This is a genomic window from Hydrogenophaga sp. (assembly GCF_025699295.1).
Taxonomy (GTDB): Bacteria; Pseudomonadota; Gammaproteobacteria; order Burkholderiales; family Burkholderiaceae_C; genus Hydrogenophaga.
On record NZ_JAILWB010000002.1, the window covers coordinates 124,335 to 139,840 of the forward strand.

At 65.7% G+C, this 15,506-nt stretch carries 13 protein-coding genes; 11 read left to right on the forward strand and 2 right to left on the reverse strand.

Annotated elements, in window-relative coordinates; translation table 11 throughout:
• Positions 1–20: 20 nt before the first annotated feature.
• From infB to K5880_RS02205, 6 genes are all read left to right on the forward strand, one after another.
• Positions 21–2,870, forward strand: a complete 2,850-nt coding sequence (gene infB, locus K5880_RS02180; RefSeq protein ID WP_297648134.1) for a translation initiation factor IF-2 — start codon at positions 21–23, stop codon at positions 2,868–2,870.
• 7 nt (positions 2,871–2,877) lie between these two features.
• Complete coding sequence (rbfA, locus tag K5880_RS02185) at positions 2,878–3,249, forward strand: 30S ribosome-binding factor RbfA (protein ID WP_297648137.1); 372 nt, start codon at positions 2,878–2,880, stop codon at positions 3,247–3,249.
• 2 nt (positions 3,250–3,251) lie between these two features.
• The gene (truB, locus tag K5880_RS02190; protein WP_297648140.1) at positions 3,252–4,244 is read left to right on the forward strand and encodes a tRNA pseudouridine(55) synthase TruB; all 993 of its coding nucleotides are present in this window, start codon (positions 3,252–3,254) and stop codon (positions 4,242–4,244) included.
• Positions 4,241–6,067: a translational GTPase TypA gene (typA, locus tag K5880_RS02195; protein ID WP_297648143.1), complete on the forward strand. Its 1,827-nt coding sequence runs from the start codon at positions 4,241–4,243 to the stop codon at positions 6,065–6,067. The genes truB and typA overlap by 4 nt, the downstream gene beginning before the upstream one ends.
• 115 nt (positions 6,068–6,182) lie before the next feature.
• Complete coding sequence (locus tag K5880_RS02200) at positions 6,183–7,190, forward strand: DMT family transporter (RefSeq protein ID WP_297648145.1); 1,008 nt, start codon at positions 6,183–6,185, stop codon at positions 7,188–7,190.
• A 23-nt stretch (positions 7,191–7,213) separates the two neighbouring features.
• The gene (locus tag K5880_RS02205; protein ID WP_297648148.1) at positions 7,214–8,317 is read left to right on the forward strand and encodes an enoyl-CoA hydratase/isomerase family protein; all 1,104 of its coding nucleotides are present in this window, start codon (positions 7,214–7,216) and stop codon (positions 8,315–8,317) included.
• 21 nt (positions 8,318–8,338) lie between these two features.
• Here K5880_RS02205 and smpB read toward each other — a convergent pair whose 3' ends face one another.
• The gene (gene smpB, locus K5880_RS02210) at positions 8,339–8,833 is read right to left on the reverse strand and encodes an SsrA-binding protein SmpB (RefSeq protein WP_297648150.1); all 495 of its coding nucleotides are present in this window, start codon (positions 8,831–8,833) and stop codon (positions 8,339–8,341) included.
• Between the two features lie 48 nt (positions 8,834–8,881).
• On the opposite strand from smpB, the gene K5880_RS02215 reads away from it, so the two are divergent.
• The gene (locus K5880_RS02215; protein ID WP_297648153.1) at positions 8,882–9,328 is read left to right on the forward strand and encodes a type II toxin-antitoxin system RatA family toxin; all 447 of its coding nucleotides are present in this window, start codon (positions 8,882–8,884) and stop codon (positions 9,326–9,328) included.
• A gap of 11 nt (positions 9,329–9,339) precedes the next feature.
• Positions 9,340–9,669, forward strand: coding sequence for an RnfH family protein (locus tag K5880_RS02220; protein ID WP_297648155.1), 330 nt, complete (start codon positions 9,340–9,342; stop codon positions 9,667–9,669).
• A 9-nt stretch (positions 9,670–9,678) separates the two neighbouring features.
• Here the strand turns inward: K5880_RS02220 and K5880_RS02225 are convergent, their stop codons facing one another.
• Positions 9,679–10,224 (reverse strand): DUF4124 domain-containing protein, encoded by a 546-nt coding sequence (locus K5880_RS02225; protein ID WP_297648157.1) that lies wholly within the window; start codon positions 10,222–10,224, stop codon positions 9,679–9,681.
• A 172-nt stretch (positions 10,225–10,396) separates the two neighbouring features.
• On the opposite strand from K5880_RS02225, the gene guaB reads away from it, so the two are divergent.
• The 3 genes from guaB (at position 10,397) to K5880_RS02240 (ending at position 15,191) form a co-directional block, all read left to right on the forward strand.
• Positions 10,397–11,866, forward strand: coding sequence for an IMP dehydrogenase (gene guaB, locus K5880_RS02230; RefSeq protein WP_297648159.1), 1,470 nt, complete (start codon positions 10,397–10,399; stop codon positions 11,864–11,866).
• A gap of 75 nt (positions 11,867–11,941) precedes the next feature.
• Positions 11,942–13,558 carry a glutamine-hydrolyzing GMP synthase gene (guaA, locus tag K5880_RS02235; RefSeq protein ID WP_297648162.1) on the forward strand — a complete coding sequence of 539 codons (1,617 nt, stop codon included), beginning with the start codon at positions 11,942–11,944 and terminating at the stop codon, positions 13,556–13,558.
• A 226-nt stretch (positions 13,559–13,784) separates the two neighbouring features.
• On the forward strand, positions 13,785–15,191 hold the full coding sequence (locus tag K5880_RS02240) for a site-specific integrase (RefSeq protein ID WP_241559593.1): 1,407 nt from the start codon (positions 13,785–13,787) through the stop codon (positions 15,189–15,191).
• The last annotated feature ends 315 nt before the right edge of the window (positions 15,192–15,506 follow it).

Here is a 15,506-nt window from a genome sequence, read left to right on the forward strand (position 1 = left end):
CCGAGCGGAGAAAAGAACCCATGACCAGTACCACCGTCGCCGAATTGGCTGCCGAGCTGAACAAGCCCACCACCGTCCTGCTGGAGCAACTCTCCGCGGCGGGGGTGCCCAAGACTTCCGGGACCGATGCGGTCACCGAATCCGACAAGCAGTCGTTGCTCGGCCACCTCAAGGCCAGTCACGGCACGGCCGGTGGTGAGCGCAAGAAGATCACGCTCGTCAAGAAGTCGACCTCCGAGATCAAGCAGGCCGACGCCACCGGGCGTGCCCGCACGATCCAGGTGGAGGTGCGCAAGAAGCGCACCTTCATCAAACGCGACGACGATGTGGCAGTGCCCGAGACCGCTGCCGAAACCGCGCCCGCTGCCCCGCTCATCGACACCGAGGAGCTGGCCCGCCGCGAGGAGGACGCCCGCCGCCAGGCCGAGCTGCTGCGTCGCCAGGAAGAGGAACTGACCCAGAAGCGCCAGGCCCGCGAGGCCGAAGAGGCCCGCGAAGCACAGGCAGAGAAGGAGCGCGCCGCTGCCGAGGCGGCCGAGAACGCCGCGCGCGCCGCTTCGCAAGCCTCCGCGCCCGAGACGGATGCCCCGGCGGCCAAGGCCGGCAAGGACGCCAAGACCAAGGCGCCTGCCGCGCCAGCGCCGGAGACGACGGCCACGCGCGTGATCGTCGACAAGAACGCTGAGGCGAAGAAGGCCGAGGACCTGCGCGCCCAGGACTTGCTGGAGCGCCGCCGCAAGGCAGAGGCCGAGGCCGCCAATATCCGGGCCATGATGTCGGCGCCTGCCAAGACGATGGTGGCCAAGAAGCCGGAGCCCGCCCCTGGCACCGATCCGAAGACCGGCATCAAGGGCACCTTGCACAAGCCTGCGGGCACGCCAACCAAGGCACCCGCTGCCGCCGGCGCGGCTGGCGCTGCTGGCAAGAAGGAAATCAAGTCCGAGAACCTGTCCTCTACCTGGAAGGACGACGCGGCCAAGAAGAAGGAAATCAAGACCCGTGGCGACACCAGTGCCGGGCGTTCCAACTGGCGCGGTGGTCCGCGTGGCCGCCGCAATGACCGCGACGCGCGCGACAGCGGGCCGGGCAGCTTCGTGGCCCCGACCGAGTTCAAGGTGATCGAGGTGCATGTGCCCGAGACCATCACCGTGGCCGAGCTGGCGCACAAGATGAGCCTGAAGTCGTCCGAGGTCATCAAGCAGCTGATGAAGCTGGGCCAGATGGTCACGATCAACCAGCCGCTGGACCAGGACACCGCCATGATCGTGGTGGAAGAACTGGGCCACAAGGCCATCGTCGCCGCCCTGGACGACCCGGAGGCCTTCACCGACGAGGAGGCTTCGCAGAACGAAGCCGAGGCCGTGCCCCGCGCGCCGGTCGTCACCGTCATGGGCCACGTCGACCACGGCAAGACCTCGCTGCTCGACTACATCCGCCGCGCCAAGGTCGCTGCGGGCGAGGCTGGCGGGATCACGCAGCACATCGGCGCCTACCACGTGGAAACCCCGCGCGGCATGATCTCCTTCCTCGATACCCCGGGTCACGAGGCGTTCACCGCCATGCGAGCACGCGGCGCCCAGGCCACGGACATCGTGATCCTGGTGTGCGCGGCAGACGACGGTGTGATGCCGCAGACCAAGGAAGCCATCAAGCACGCGAAGGCGGCAGGTGTTCCGATGGTGGTGGCGATGACCAAGATCGACAAGCCGGGCATCAACATCGAGAAAGTGCGCAATGAACTGGTGGCCGAGGAAGTCGTTCCCGAGGAGTTCGGTGGCGATACCCCGTTCGTGGGCGTGTCGGCCAAGACCGGTGAAGGTGTGGACGCCCTGCTGGAGCAGGTGCTTCTGCAGGCCGAGGTGCTGGAGCTGAAGGCGCCGGTCGAGGCCATGGCCAAGGGACTGGTGATCGAGGCGCGCCTCGACAAGGGCCGTGGCGCCGTCGCCACCGTGCTGGTGCAGAGCGGCACGCTCAAGACCGGCGACGTGATCCTGGTGGGTCAGACATCCGGCCGCGTGCGTGCCATGCTCGACGAGAATGGCAAGCCGATCAAGGCGGCCGGTCCGTCGATCCCGGTCGAGATCCAGGGTCTGTCCGAAGTGCCTCAGGCTGGCGATGACTTCATGGTGATGACCGACGAGCGCCGTGCGCGCGAGATCGCGACCTACCGCGCAGGAAAATTCCGCAACACCAAGCTGGCCCGCCAGCAGGCCGCCAAGCTGGAGAACATGTTCTCCGACATGTCGGCCGGCGAGGTCAAGCTGCTGCCCATCATCGTCAAGTCCGACGTGCAGGGCTCGCAGGAAGCGCTTTCGGCCTCGCTGCTCAAGCTCTCGACCGACGAGGTCAAGGTGCAACTGGTATTTGCCGGCGTCGGTGGTATCAGCGAGTCGGATGTCAACCTGGCGATCGCCTCCAAGGCGGTGGTCATCGGCTTCAATGTGCGCGCCGACGTGGGCGCGCGCAAGCTGGCCGAGGGCAATGACGTCGACCTGCGCTACTACAACATCATCTACGACGCCGTGGACGATCTGAAAGCGGCCATGTCCGGCATGCTGGCGCCCGAGAAACGCGAAGAGGTCATCGGCTCGGCCGAGATCCGCACCGTGTTCGTGGCGTCGAAGATCGGCACGGTCGCTGGCTGCATGATCACCTCCGGTCAGGTCACGCGCGGCGCGCATTTCCGCCTGCTGCGCGAGAACGTGGTGGTCTACACCGGCGAGATCGACTCGCTCAAGCGCCTCAAGGACGACGTGCGCGAAGTCAAGGAAGGCTTCGAGTGCGGTATCAAGCTGAAGAACTACAACGACATCAAGGAAGGCGACCAGCTCGAATTCTTCGAAGTCAAGGAAGTGGCTCGCTCGCTGTAAACCCGTCATGCCCCGCAAAGCGTCTTCCACCCCCAACCGCGGCTTCCGCGTGGCCGACCAGATCCAGCGCGATCTGGCCGAGCTGATCGCGCGCGAACTCAAGGATCCGCGGGTGGGCATGGTGACGCTCAACGCGGTCGAGGTGACGCCCGACTACGCGCACGCCAAGGTGTTCTTCAGCCTGCTCACCGGCAACCCCGACGAGACCCTTGAGGGACTCAACGCGGCGGCCGGGTTTCTGCGCAGTGGCCTGTTCAAGCGCCTGCACATCCACACCGTGCCCACGCTGCACTTCGTGTTCGACCGCACCACCGAACGTGCGGCCGACATGAACGCCTTGATCTCCAAGGCGGTTTCCTCCCGTTCAAAGGAAGAATGACCATGCACGCGCCACGCACCAGGGTGCAGCGGCGCCCTGTGCATGGGGTGTTGTTGCTTGACAAGCCGCTGGGTCTCTCCAGCAACCAGGTCCTGCAGAAGGCCAAGTGGCTGTTGCGCGCCGAGAAGGCGGGCCACACCGGCACGCTCGATCCGCTGGCCAGCGGCGTGCTGCCGTTGTGCTTCGGTGCCGCCACCAAGTTCAGCCAGATTCACCTGAATGCCGACAAGACCTATGAGACCACCGTGCGCCTGGGGCTGAAGACCGCCACCGGCGATGCGGAAGGCCCGGTTGTCGAGTCGCGCCCGGTGGACTGCACGGCGGGGCAGGTGGTCGAGGTGCTGGACCGCTTCATGGGCCCCATCGAGCAGGTGCCGCCCATGCACAGCGCCCTGAAGAAGGACGGCAAGGCGCTCTATGAATACGCGCGCGATGGCCAGACGGTGGAGCGCGCCGCGCGCCACGTGGTCATCCACGACCTGGAACTGCTGGACATGCAGTTGCAGGGTGAGGCGCCGCACCTGCGTCTGCGGGTGCGCTGCAGCAAGGGCACCTACATCCGCACGCTGGGCGAAGACATCGGCGAAGCGCTGGGCTGCGGTGGCCACCTCACCGCGCTGCGCCGCACCGCCACCGGCCCGTTCGACGCCACGCAGTGCATCGCACTGGACGCGTTCGAAGCCCTGGACGAAGAAGGCCGCCTGGCGCGGCTGTTGCCGGTGCAGGCGCTGCTCGACGGACACGAGGCCGTCATGCTCGACGCCGAGCATGCGGGCCGCTTCCTCAGCGGCCTGCGCCGCCGCGGCGACTGGGCCGACAAGGAACGCGTGGCGGTGTTCGGACCCGTGCCGGGCCAGAACGCGGATACCCCCACTGTGCCGCCGGTGCTGCTCGGCAGCGCGCACACCATGGCCGGCGAACTCATCCCGGGGCGTCTGCTGAGCCCCTCCGAAATACAGCAAATCCTGGAAACCTCACCGGAACCCGCAACATGAGCAAACAAATCCGCAACATCGCCATCATCGCCCACGTCGACCATGGCAAGACCACCATGGTGGACCAGCTGCTGCGCCAGTCGGGCACCTTCGCCGAACACGAGAAGGTGGTCGACACGGTGATGGACAACAACGCCATCGAACGCGAGCGCGGCATCACCATCCTGGCCAAGAACTGTGCCGTGAGCTGGGAAGGCACGCACATCAACATCGTAGACACCCCGGGCCACGCGGACTTCGGTGGCGAGGTGGAGCGCGCCCTCTCCATGGTGGACGGCGTGGTGCTGCTGATCGACGCGCAGGAAGGCCCGATGCCCCAGACCCGCTTCGTGACCAAAAAGGCATTGGCCCTGGGCCTCAAGCCCATCGTGGTGGTGAACAAGGTGGACAAGCCGGGCGCGAACCCCGACAAGGTGATCAACGCGGCATTCGACCTGTTCGACAAGCTCGGCGCCAACGACGAACAACTGGACTTCCCCGTGGTCTACGCCTCGGGCATCAACGGCTGGACCTCGCTGGAAGAGGGTGCGCCGGGCGAGCAATGGGGCCCGGACATGTCGGCCCTGTTCAACACCGTGCTCAAGCACGTGCCGGCCCACCAGGGAGACCCGGCCGCGCCGCTGCAGTTGCAGGTCTCCGCGCTGGACTTCTCCAGCTTCGTCGGTCGTATCGGCGTGGGCCGCATCAGCGCCGGCACCATCAAGCCCAGCATGGACGTGCTGGTGATGGAAGGTCCGGACGGCAAGTCCATCAAGGGCCGCATCAACCAGGTCCTGACCTTCCAGGGCCTGGACCGCGTGCAGGTGACCGAGGCCGGCCCCGGCGACATCGTGCTGATCAACGGCATTGCCGACATCGGCATCGGCGTGACCGTGACCGACCCGCTCGACCCGGCTCCGCTGCCCATGCTCAAGATCGATGAGCCGACGCTGACCATGAACTTCTGCGTCAACACCAGCCCGCTGGCCGGACGCGAAGGCAAGTTCGTGACCAGCCGCCAGGTCTGGGACCGCCTGCAGAAGGAACTGCAGAGCAACGTGGCGCTGCGCGTGAAGGAGACCGATGAAGACGGCATCTTCGAGGTGATGGGTCGTGGCGAACTGCACCTGACCATCCTGCTGGAAAACATGCGCCGTGAAGGCTATGAACTCGCGGTGTCCAAGCCGCGCGTGGTGTTCCGCGACGTGGACGGCGTGCGCCACGAGCCCATCGAAATGGTGACGGCCGACATCGAGGAGCAGCACCAGGGTGGCGTGATGCAGGCGCTTGGCGAACGCAAGGGTGAACTGGTGAATATGGAGCCCGATGGCCGCGGCCGGGTCCGCCTGGAGTACCGCATTCCGGCGCGCGGCCTGATCGGCTTCACCAACGAATTCCTGAACCTCACGCGCGGCTCGGGCCTGATCGCCAACATCTTCGACGGCTATGAGCCTCACAAGGGCGACATCGGCAGCCGCAAGAACGGCGTGCTGATCTCCATGGACGATGGCGAAATCTTCACCTACGCCCTGGGCAAGCTTGACGACCGCGGCCGCATGTTCGTGCGCGCCGGCGACCCGGTGTACGAGGGCATGATCGTGGGCATCCACAACCGCGACAACGATCTGGTCGTCAATGCCACGCGCACCAAGCAGCTCACCAACTTCCGCGTCAGCGGCAAGGAAGACGCGATCAAGATCACGCCCCCGATCGACCTCACGCTGGAGTACGGCGTGGAATTCATCGAAGACGACGAACTGGTCGAGATCACGCCCAAGAGCGTGCGTCTGCGCAAGCGCCACCTGAAGGAACACGACCGCAAGCGCGCCAGCCGCGAGGCCTGAAGTGCCCTCAGCGTTTCCGCCACCAACCATCTCCGTTCGCCCTGAGCCTGTCGAAGGGCTCGCCAGGGCGTAGGCCAAGGCTTCGACAAGCTCGGCCCGAACGGTAAGGGAGCCCATGCCATTCCGTGCCCTGAGCCGCCTGACGCATACACAGGCGGTGTTCGTGATGATCGCGGCGACCCTGATGTGGTCGATTGCGGGGGTGGTGGCGCGCCAGCTCGAATCGGCCGCGCGTTTCGAGATCACCTTCTGGCGCAGCGCCTTCACCGCGATCTCGCTGCTGGTGCTCCTGCCCTGGTGGCGCGCCGCCGACCGCGCGACGGGTCAGATCGCCGACGACCTCACGCAAGGGCCGCTGGAGCGCCATTGGGGCGTGCTTGTGCGCTCGACGGCGTTCTGGATCTCCGGCGCCTGCTGGAGCGTGATGTTCACCGCCTTCATGCTGGCGCTGACCTTCACCACCGTGGCCAACGTGCTGATCATCATGGCGGTGGGGCCCCTGTTCACCGCGCTGGTGGCGCGCGTGGCCATCGGCCAGCAACTGGCGTTGCGCACCTGGCTGGCCATCCTGGCCGCCGGCGCGGGCATCGTGTACATGTACGGCAGCCAGTTCCTGCAGGCGTTCTCCCGTCCTGATCTGGAAGCCGGCGGCCTGATCGCGGGCTCGCTGGTGGCGCTTTGCGTGCCGGTGGCCGGCGCGATCAACTGGACGGTGGTGCAGCGCGGCCAGACGCTCGGCGAGAAGATCGACCTCGTTCCCTCGGTGCTGCTCGGCGGCGTGCTGTCGTCGCTGATGACGCTCCCGCTGGCCCTTCCGTTTGCCGCCACCGCCACGGACGTTGCCTGGCTCGCCCTGCTCGGCCTGGTGCAGCTGGCCATTCCCTGCGCACTGGCGGTGGTCTGCGCGCGTTCGCTCACGGCGCCCGAGGTGTCGCTGCTGGCGCTGCTGGAAGTGATCTTCGGCATCCTGCTGGCGTGGATTGGCGCGGGCGAGGCACCGGGAACCGAGGTACTCATGGGTGGCAGCGTGGTCATCACCGCCCTCATGCTCAACGAATTGCTGGGCTGGCGCTCGCGCGCCGGCACACCGCGTATCCAGACGGTGGACAAACAGCCACAATGACCGATTGAAACGGAAACACGACGATGAACGCCCCCGCCGCCGAAGAAACCCATGTGATTGCCGAACTCCGGGGGCGCGTGGGCTGCATCACGCTGAACCGGCCCAAGGCGCTGAACGCGCTCTCGCTGGGCATGATCCGCGACCTCACGCGGGCGCTGCGGGCCTGGAAGGATGACGATGCGGTGCTGGCGGTCGTGATCCGAGGTGTCGGCAAGGAGGGGCCGTTCGGTGCCTTCTGCGCGGGCGGCGACATCCGCTTCTTTCACCAGGCCGCGCTCGCGGGCGATGCCGCACTGGAAGACTTCTTCACCGAGGAATACGCGCTCAACCACCTTGTTCAGACCTATCCCAAGCCCTACATCGCGCTCATGGACGGTATCGTCATGGGCGGCGGCATGGGCATCAGCCAGGGCGCGAGCCTGCGCATCGTCACCGAGCGCAGCAAGCTGGCCATGCCCGAGACCCACATCGGCCTGTTCCCTGATGTGGGCGGCGGCTACTTCCTGAGCCGCTGCGCCGGTCGCCTGGGCGAATACCTGGCCCTTACCGGTCTGGTGCTGGGCGGGCGCGAAGCGCTCACGGCAGGCCTGGCCGACGGCTTCATCGACTCGGGCCGCCTGCCCGGTCTGTGGACATCGCTGGAGAAAACTCCGTTCGAGAACGGCGCCTCGGTGGAACGCTGGTGCGCGAGCCACCTGAACACCGTTGCCGCGCCTGCGCCCTGGCCCGCCAAAGACGTCGAACGCATTTTCGGCCTGCCCGACGTGCAACAGATCATCGCCGCGCTGGAAGCCACCGACAGCGACTGGGCACGCCACACTGCCGCCACGCTGCGCCAGCGCTCACCGCTGATGCTGCACGTGGTGCTGGAGCAGATCCGCCGTGCACGCGGCATGGGCCTGGCCGATGACCTGCGCATGGAGCGCGACATGGTGCACCGCTGCTTCCACCTGCGCCCCGGCGCGGCCAGCGAAACGGTGGAGGGTATCCGCGCTCTCGCGGTGGACAAGGACCATGCGCCGAAGTGGAATCCGGCCCGCATCGAGGACGTGACGCCCGAGCAGGTGGCGGCATTTTTCGAAAGCCCCTGGGCGGCGGATGCGCATCCATTGCGAAGCCTGGGCTGAGAACGGCCCGGCTGCGCGCCGTCAGCGGCTGCGTGACTTCATCGCCCGCTCCACCTCGCGCCTGCCTTCGCGGTCCTTGATGGTGTCGCGCTTGTCGTGCTCGGCCTTGCCCTTGGCCAGCGCGACCTCGCATTTGACGCGCCCGGTCTTCCAGTGCAGGTTCAGAGGCACCAGGGTGAAGCCCTTCTGCTCGACCTTGGCAGTCAGGCGGTGGATCTGCTCCTTGTGCAGCAGCAACTTCTTGGTGCGCACCGAGTCCGGGCTGACGTGGGTGGAGGCGGTGTGCAAAGGGTTGATCTGGCAGCCGATGAGAAACATCTCGCCATCGCGGATCACCACGTAGCCGTCGGTGAGCTGCACCTTGCCCTCGCGCAATGCCTTGACTTCCCATCCCTGCAGCACCATGCCCGCCTCGAAGCGTTCCTCGATCGCGTAGTTGAAGAGCGCCTTCTTGTTGTCGGCAATGCGGCTGTCAACGCCTTTGCCGGATGCTTCTGTGCTTTTTTTGGTGGCCATGGGGCGTGAGATGCGGCCGTTTGAGGCCAATACAATGGTTTCGATTGTATGAAAACCATCCACAAGTCCGTTCTGCTCTGGCACAGCGCACACGAGATGTTCGCCCTCGTCACCGATATCGAGCGGTATCCGCAGTTCCTGCCTTGGTGCGACCAGGGTGAGGTGCTTGAACAGGTGGACGGAAGCATGGTCGCCCGGGTGGGCATGGCCATCAGTGGACTGCGCCAGAGTTTCACCACCCGCAACACCCACGAAGAGGACCGCAAAGTCTGCATGGAACTGGTGGACGGGCCGTTTTCCCGGCTCGACGGGGTGTGGCAATTCACGCCCCTGGGGGACGGTACCCAGCGCGCCTGCAAGGTGGAATTTGAGTTGAGCTATGGCTTTTCGAGTTCCGCGCTGGCGGCATTGGTGGGCCCGGTGTTCGACCGCATTGCCGGCAGCCTGGTGGACGCCTTCGTGAAGCGCGCTGACCAGGTCTACGGCGTGGACTGAGCCTCTTGCCCATGAAGGTCATCCTGATGTACGCAAGCGCCCCTCGCGAAGTATTCGAGACGGCACTGAACGTGGCCGAAGGCTGCACGCTGCGCGCCGCGCTGGAACAGGCGGGCTGGTTGCGGCGCTTTCCCGAGATCGAGGCCGAGCCACTCGCGCTGGGTGTCTGGGGCCGCAAGGCTGGTTGGGATCGGGTGCTGCGCGAGAACGACCGGGTGGAAGTGCTGCGCGGACTTCGGGTGGATCCCAAGGTGGCGCGGCGTGAGCGCTTCGTGGGGCAGGGCGCGCGCGCCACGGGGCTGTTCGCCCGCCGCCGGCCGGGCTCCAAGGCGGGCTACTGAGCGCGCCGCTCAGCAGTCGCTGCGGATGATCTCTTCCATGCGGCGGGTCTCGGCTGCGCGTGTCTTGTCGTCCATAACCTCACGCTCACCCTTGGCATTGGTGGTGGCCAGGCGCACACCCGAGTCCATGGTGCCTTTGGCCTTGCGGGCACGCGCGCAGTTGTCGGCCCGCGCCTTGGCAATGCGCTGTTCCTCGGCCTTCCTGCGGGCTTCTTCGGCCTGCTCGGCCTGCTTCTTCTTCGCCTCCAGTTCCTTGTCGACCGCGGGCAACTGGGGCGCTGCAGGTGCCGGTGCCGCTGCAATGGCTGCAGGAGGTGCGGCGTCCCCTTCAGGGGCCGCGGTTGGCGCCGCAGCGACCGGCGTGCGGGGTGCGCCCGGGCTCTTGATGATGTTCTTGTCGGGCACGCTGGCAGGCGGTGCCGTGTCGCTGAAGACCTTGCGGCCTGTGCTGTCGATCCATTGCCATTGCGCCATGGCGGCCATGCTGGTCGTCAGCAGCAGACCTGTCAGGGCGGCGGCGCGCCAGAGCGGGATGGAGGAGGATTTTTGAGCCATTTCGCGAGTGTAGCGGCGGGCCGGGGCCGCCAATGAGGCATCTTCGCCAGCGGCCCCCACAAGCCGCTGGAACGGTGGCTTTTGCAGTCTGAGCGGTACACCGACGAAGAGTCCGCGCGCGGGTTTGCCCCAGGGAGGCCCGGCTACAATTGCCGCTTTTGGAGCTTTACCCATGCGCCTCCTCGGCAAAGCGCTCACCTTCGACGACGTGTTGCTGGTGCCAGCGTACTCCCAGGTCCTGCCCAAGGACACTTCGCTTGCCACCCAGTTCTCCCGCAACATCAAGCTGAATCTGCCGCTGGTTTCCGCGGCCATGGACACGGTGACCGAGGCACGCCTGGCCATCGCGATTGCCCAGGAAGGCGGCATCGGCATCGTTCACAAGAACCTCACGCCAGCCGAGCAGGCGGCCCAGGTGGCCAAGGTCAAGCGCTACGAGTCGGGCGTGCTGCGCGATCCGGTGGTGATCTCCCCGCAGACCACGATCCGCCAGGTCATGAAGCTCTCCGACGACCTGGGCGTCTCCGGCTTCCCGGTGGTCGACGGCGGCAAGGTGGTCGGCATCGTCACCGGGCGCGACCTGCGCTTCGAGACCCGCTACGACCTGCCGGTGAGCGAGATCATGACGCCGCGCGAACGCCTCGTGACCATGCCCGATGGCACCACGCCCGCCGAAGCCAAGACGCTGTTGAACAAGCACAAGCTCGAACGCCTGCTGCTGGTCAACGACGCTTTCGAGCTCAAGGGCCTGATCACGGTCAAGGACATCACCAAACAGCTCAACTTCCCCAATGCAGCGCGCGACGCGGCCGGCCGCCTGCGCGTGGGTGCGGCGGTGGGCGTGGGTGAGGGCACGGAAGAACGTGTGGAAGCCCTGGTCAAGGCGGGTGTGGACGCCATCGTGGTGGACACCGCGCACGGCCACAGCAAAGGCGTGATCGACCGCGTGCGCTGGGTCAAGCAGAACTACCCGCAGATCGACGTGATCGGCGGCAACATCGCCACGGGTGGCGCGGCCATGGCGCTGGTGGAGGCTGGGGCCGATGCGGTCAAGGTCGGCATCGGCCCGGGCTCGATCTGCACCACCCGCATCGTGGCGGGCGTGGGCGTGCCGCAGATCATGGCCATCGACAACGTGGCCAGTGCCCTGCAGGGTACGGGCGTGCCCATGATCGCCGACGGCGGCATCCGCTACAGCGGCGACATCGCCAAGGCCATCGCGGCGGGCGCCAACACCGTGATGATGGGAGGCATGTTCGCCGGCACCGAAGAGGCGCCGGGCGAGATCGTGCTGTACCAGGGCCGCAGCTACAAGAGCTACCGTGGCATGGGCTCGATCGGCGCCATGCAGCAAGGCAGCGCCGACCGCTACTTCCAGGAAAGCAGCACCGGCAACCCCAACGCCGACAAGCTGGTGCCCGAGGGCATCGAAGGCCGCGTGCCCTACAAGGGCTCGGTGGTCTCCATCATCTTCCAGATGGCCGGCGGCCTGCGCGCGGCCATGGGCTACTGCGGCTGCCCGAGCATCGAGCACATGCGCCACAAGGCCGAGTTCGTCGAGATCACCTCGGCCGGCATCCGCGAGAGCCATGTGCACGACGTGCAGATCACCAAGGAAGCCCCGAACTACCGGGCGGACTGAGCAGGTCCACCCCACAGGCCGTCCAGCGAGACGGCCTTTTTCTTTTCAATCGCCCGACGCTCCCGAGACTTTTCCATGCAGCACCAGAAAATCCTCATCCTCGATTTCGGCTCCCAGGTCACCCAGCTCATCGCGCGCCGTGTGCGCGAGGCGCACGTCTACTGCGAGGTCCACCCCTGCGACGTCAGCAGCGACTGGGTGCGCGAATTCGCGGCCGACGGGCAGCTCAAGGGCGTCATCCTCTCAGGCAGCCACGCCAGCGTGTACGAGGTGGACGACAAGGCGCCCGATGCGGTCTACGGACTGGGCGTGCCCGTGCTGGGCATCTGCTACGGCATGCAGACCATGGCCCAGCAGCTCGGCGGCAAAGTCGAAGGCTCGCACAGCCGCGAGTTCGGCTACGCCGAGGTGCGTGCCCGCGGCCACACCGCGCTGCTCAAGGACATCGCCGACTTCCACACGCCCGAGGGCCACGGCATGCTCAAGGTGTGGATGAGCCATGGCGACAAAGTCACCGAGCTGCCGCCCGGCTTCAAGCTCATGGCCAGCACCGATTCCTGCCCCATCGCCGGCATGGCCGACGAGGCGCGCCACTTTTACGCGGTGCAGTTCCACCCCGAGGTCACGCACACCGTACAGGGCCGCGCGCTGCTGGAGCGCTTCGTGCTGGAGATCTGCGGCACGCGCCCCGACTGGGTGATGCGCGACCACATCGAGGAAGCGGTGCAGAAGATTCGCGAGCAGGTGGGTGACGAGGAGGTGATCCTGGGCTTGTCCGGCGGGGTGGATTCGTCCGTGGCTGCCGCGCTCATCCACCGCGCCATCGGCGAGCAGCTCACCTGCGTCTTCGTCGACCACGGCCTGCTGCGCCTGAACGAGGGCGACATGGTGATGGACATGTTCGTCGGCAAGCTGCACGCCAGGGTGATCCGGGTGGACGCGGCCGACCAGTTCCTCGGCCACCTGGCCGGCGTGAGCGAGCCGGAGGCCAAGCGCAAGATCATCGGCCGCGAATTCGTCGAGGTGTTCAAGGCCGAAGCAGCCAAACTCATTTCAAGTGGTGCATCAACAAAAGGCGCCAAGTGGTTGGCGCAAGGGACAATTTATCCCGACGTGATCGAGTCCGGCGGTGCCAGGAGCAAGAAGGCCGTGACCATCAAGAGCCACCACAACGTGGGCGGCCTGCCCGAACAGTTGGGCCTGAAACTGCTGGAGCCGCTGCGTGACCTGTTCAAGGACGAGGTGCGCGAACTCGGCGTGGCGCTGGGCCTGCCGCACGACATGGTCTACCGCCACCCCTTCCCCGGCCCGGGTCTGGGCGTGCGCATCCTGGGCGAGGTGAAGAAGGAATACGCGGATCTGCTGCGCCGCGCCGATGCGATCTTCATCGAGGAGTTGCGCTCGACGATCGAGCCCAACTCGGGCAAGACCTGGTACGAACTCACCAGCCAGGCCTTCACCGTGTTCCTGCCGGTCAGGAGCGTGGGCGTGATGGGCGACGGCCGCACCTACGACTACGTGGTCGCCCTGCGCGCGGTCCAGACCAGCGACTTCATGACCGCCGACTGGGCCGAGCTGCCGTACGCGCTGCTCAAGAAGGTCAGCAGCCGTATCATCAACGAGGTGCGCGGCATCAACCGCGTGACCTACGACGTGAGCTCCAAGCCGCCGGCGACGATCGAGTGGGAATGAGTCAAGATCGTCCCAAGGTGTTTCGGAACATCCCAGGAAAACCCGATTTTGCTGTGGGGACAATGACTTAGCGTCCCACGGCGTCCCATCGAATCCCAGGGCGTCCCATGCGTTCTGACGGTTGACCTGACGGTATCCGGGCACCTAAGCTGGCAGGCCTGCAGCGATACCGTCAGACCCCATGACGGTACCTCGGTCCTGCGACAAGCAACGGATCGGAGATCTCATGAACACCTTGATGGAACGGGCGCGGGTTGGGCTGGCGAGCGCGAGAACACGCCACGGTTTGACGGAAGCCAAACTGCGAGAATTACTGCCGGGCGAGCGGGCCTACAAGGTCAGCGACGGAGGCAATGGTCTCTACGTCGTCGTCTCACCCAGTGGCAGCAGGTCCTTCCGCTACGACTATCGACTGAGCGGCCGACGCGAGACGCTGACCATCGGACGACATGAACCGGTTGCCCGCCATGCCCAGCGATCTCACCTTGCCTACGGCATGGATGTGACGCTGGAAGAGGCGCGCCTGCTGCTGGCTCGGGCGCGTGTCGATGTCAGTTCCGGGCGATCTCCCGCTCGAGCCAAGGTTGAGCGGCGCAATGAAGTTGCAGACGCCATGAGCTTTGGGCGCTGGGCGGTACGGTACTTCGAGTTCAAGTCCGACGCCAAAAGCGGCGCCGAGCGGCTGGCCGACAGCACGCTGGCGTTGCGGCGTTCGATCTATGACCGCATCCTGGTCGGTCCGTTCGGGAAGCTGAACCTCGACGAGATCAAGCCGGTCGCGCTGGGTGAGTTGCTCGACCGCGTCAAGACTGAACGAGGCCCAGGACCGGCTGTGCACGCCAGGGAACTCGTGTTGCAGGTCTACCGGTTTGCCAACGGCAAAGGCGTCGATATCGCCAATCCGGCGGAAGCGCTCGCTCGGAAGGCCTACGCGACGTTTGTCCCGCGCGAGCGCAACTTGAACCGCCATGAAATCAAGACGTTGCTCGACGGTCTGGAGATGACTGGCACTGCGCCGACACTACGGCTGGCAGTCAGGTTCTTGCTGCTGACGGGTGTGCGCAAAGGTGAGTTCATCGGAGCTACTTGGGCGGAAGTGGACTGGGAACGGGCACAGTGGCTGATCCCAGCTGAGAGGATGAAGGCTGGCAAGCCGCACACGGTGTATTTGGGAGAGCAGGCCCTGGACATCCTGACAACGCTTCGAACCTGCTTCCCGTCGAGCAACTTTCTCCATCCAAGCCGGTATGACTCCGCCGAGCCGATCAGCCAGGCAACGCTGAACCGGACGATCGCCGCTTCGGTGGATCGGATCAACAAGGATCGAACACCCAGTCAGGATCTGTTTCTGCCGGTCTCAGTGCACGATCTGCGCCGAACATTCTCGTCACGGCTCAACGACGCGCTCTTCCCGGAGGCCTTGGTCGAAGCCTGCCTGGCCCACCAGAAAAAGGACCAAGTCGCTGCCGCCTACAACCATGCTCGATTTTCCGGGCCTCGGCGGGTCCTTATGCAGGTATGGGCGGACATGGTGGACTGCTGGATGCGCGGCGAAACCGCGAGGGAGGTCATCGTCAGGGGCAAGGTGAAAATCGATGCCGCGGCGCACGATGCAGAAGGTATGAACTTGTAGGCTGAAGCAACACCCGGTTTAACGCCTCGGGGCGACTGGGTTGGACACATACTTGCCTTGAATGCGTCAGGGGTTTCCACCGTTTTGTCGATGCTCAAGGGACTGTTCAACCCTTCAGAGACCATTGTGAAATCACAGACAACGTGCGCTTGAATCTCGGAGGCCTCGGCAGGTAAACGAAGTCGGCGGCACAGTTGCTGGAGGGCGGAGCGCCCGCGCGCGGTTGTGATGTGCTCTTGACGAGCTGCTTCTGCAAGGGTCGATCCGTTTAGTACGGCTCTGAGGATGGCGGCCTTCGTGAAGCCAGAAATCATG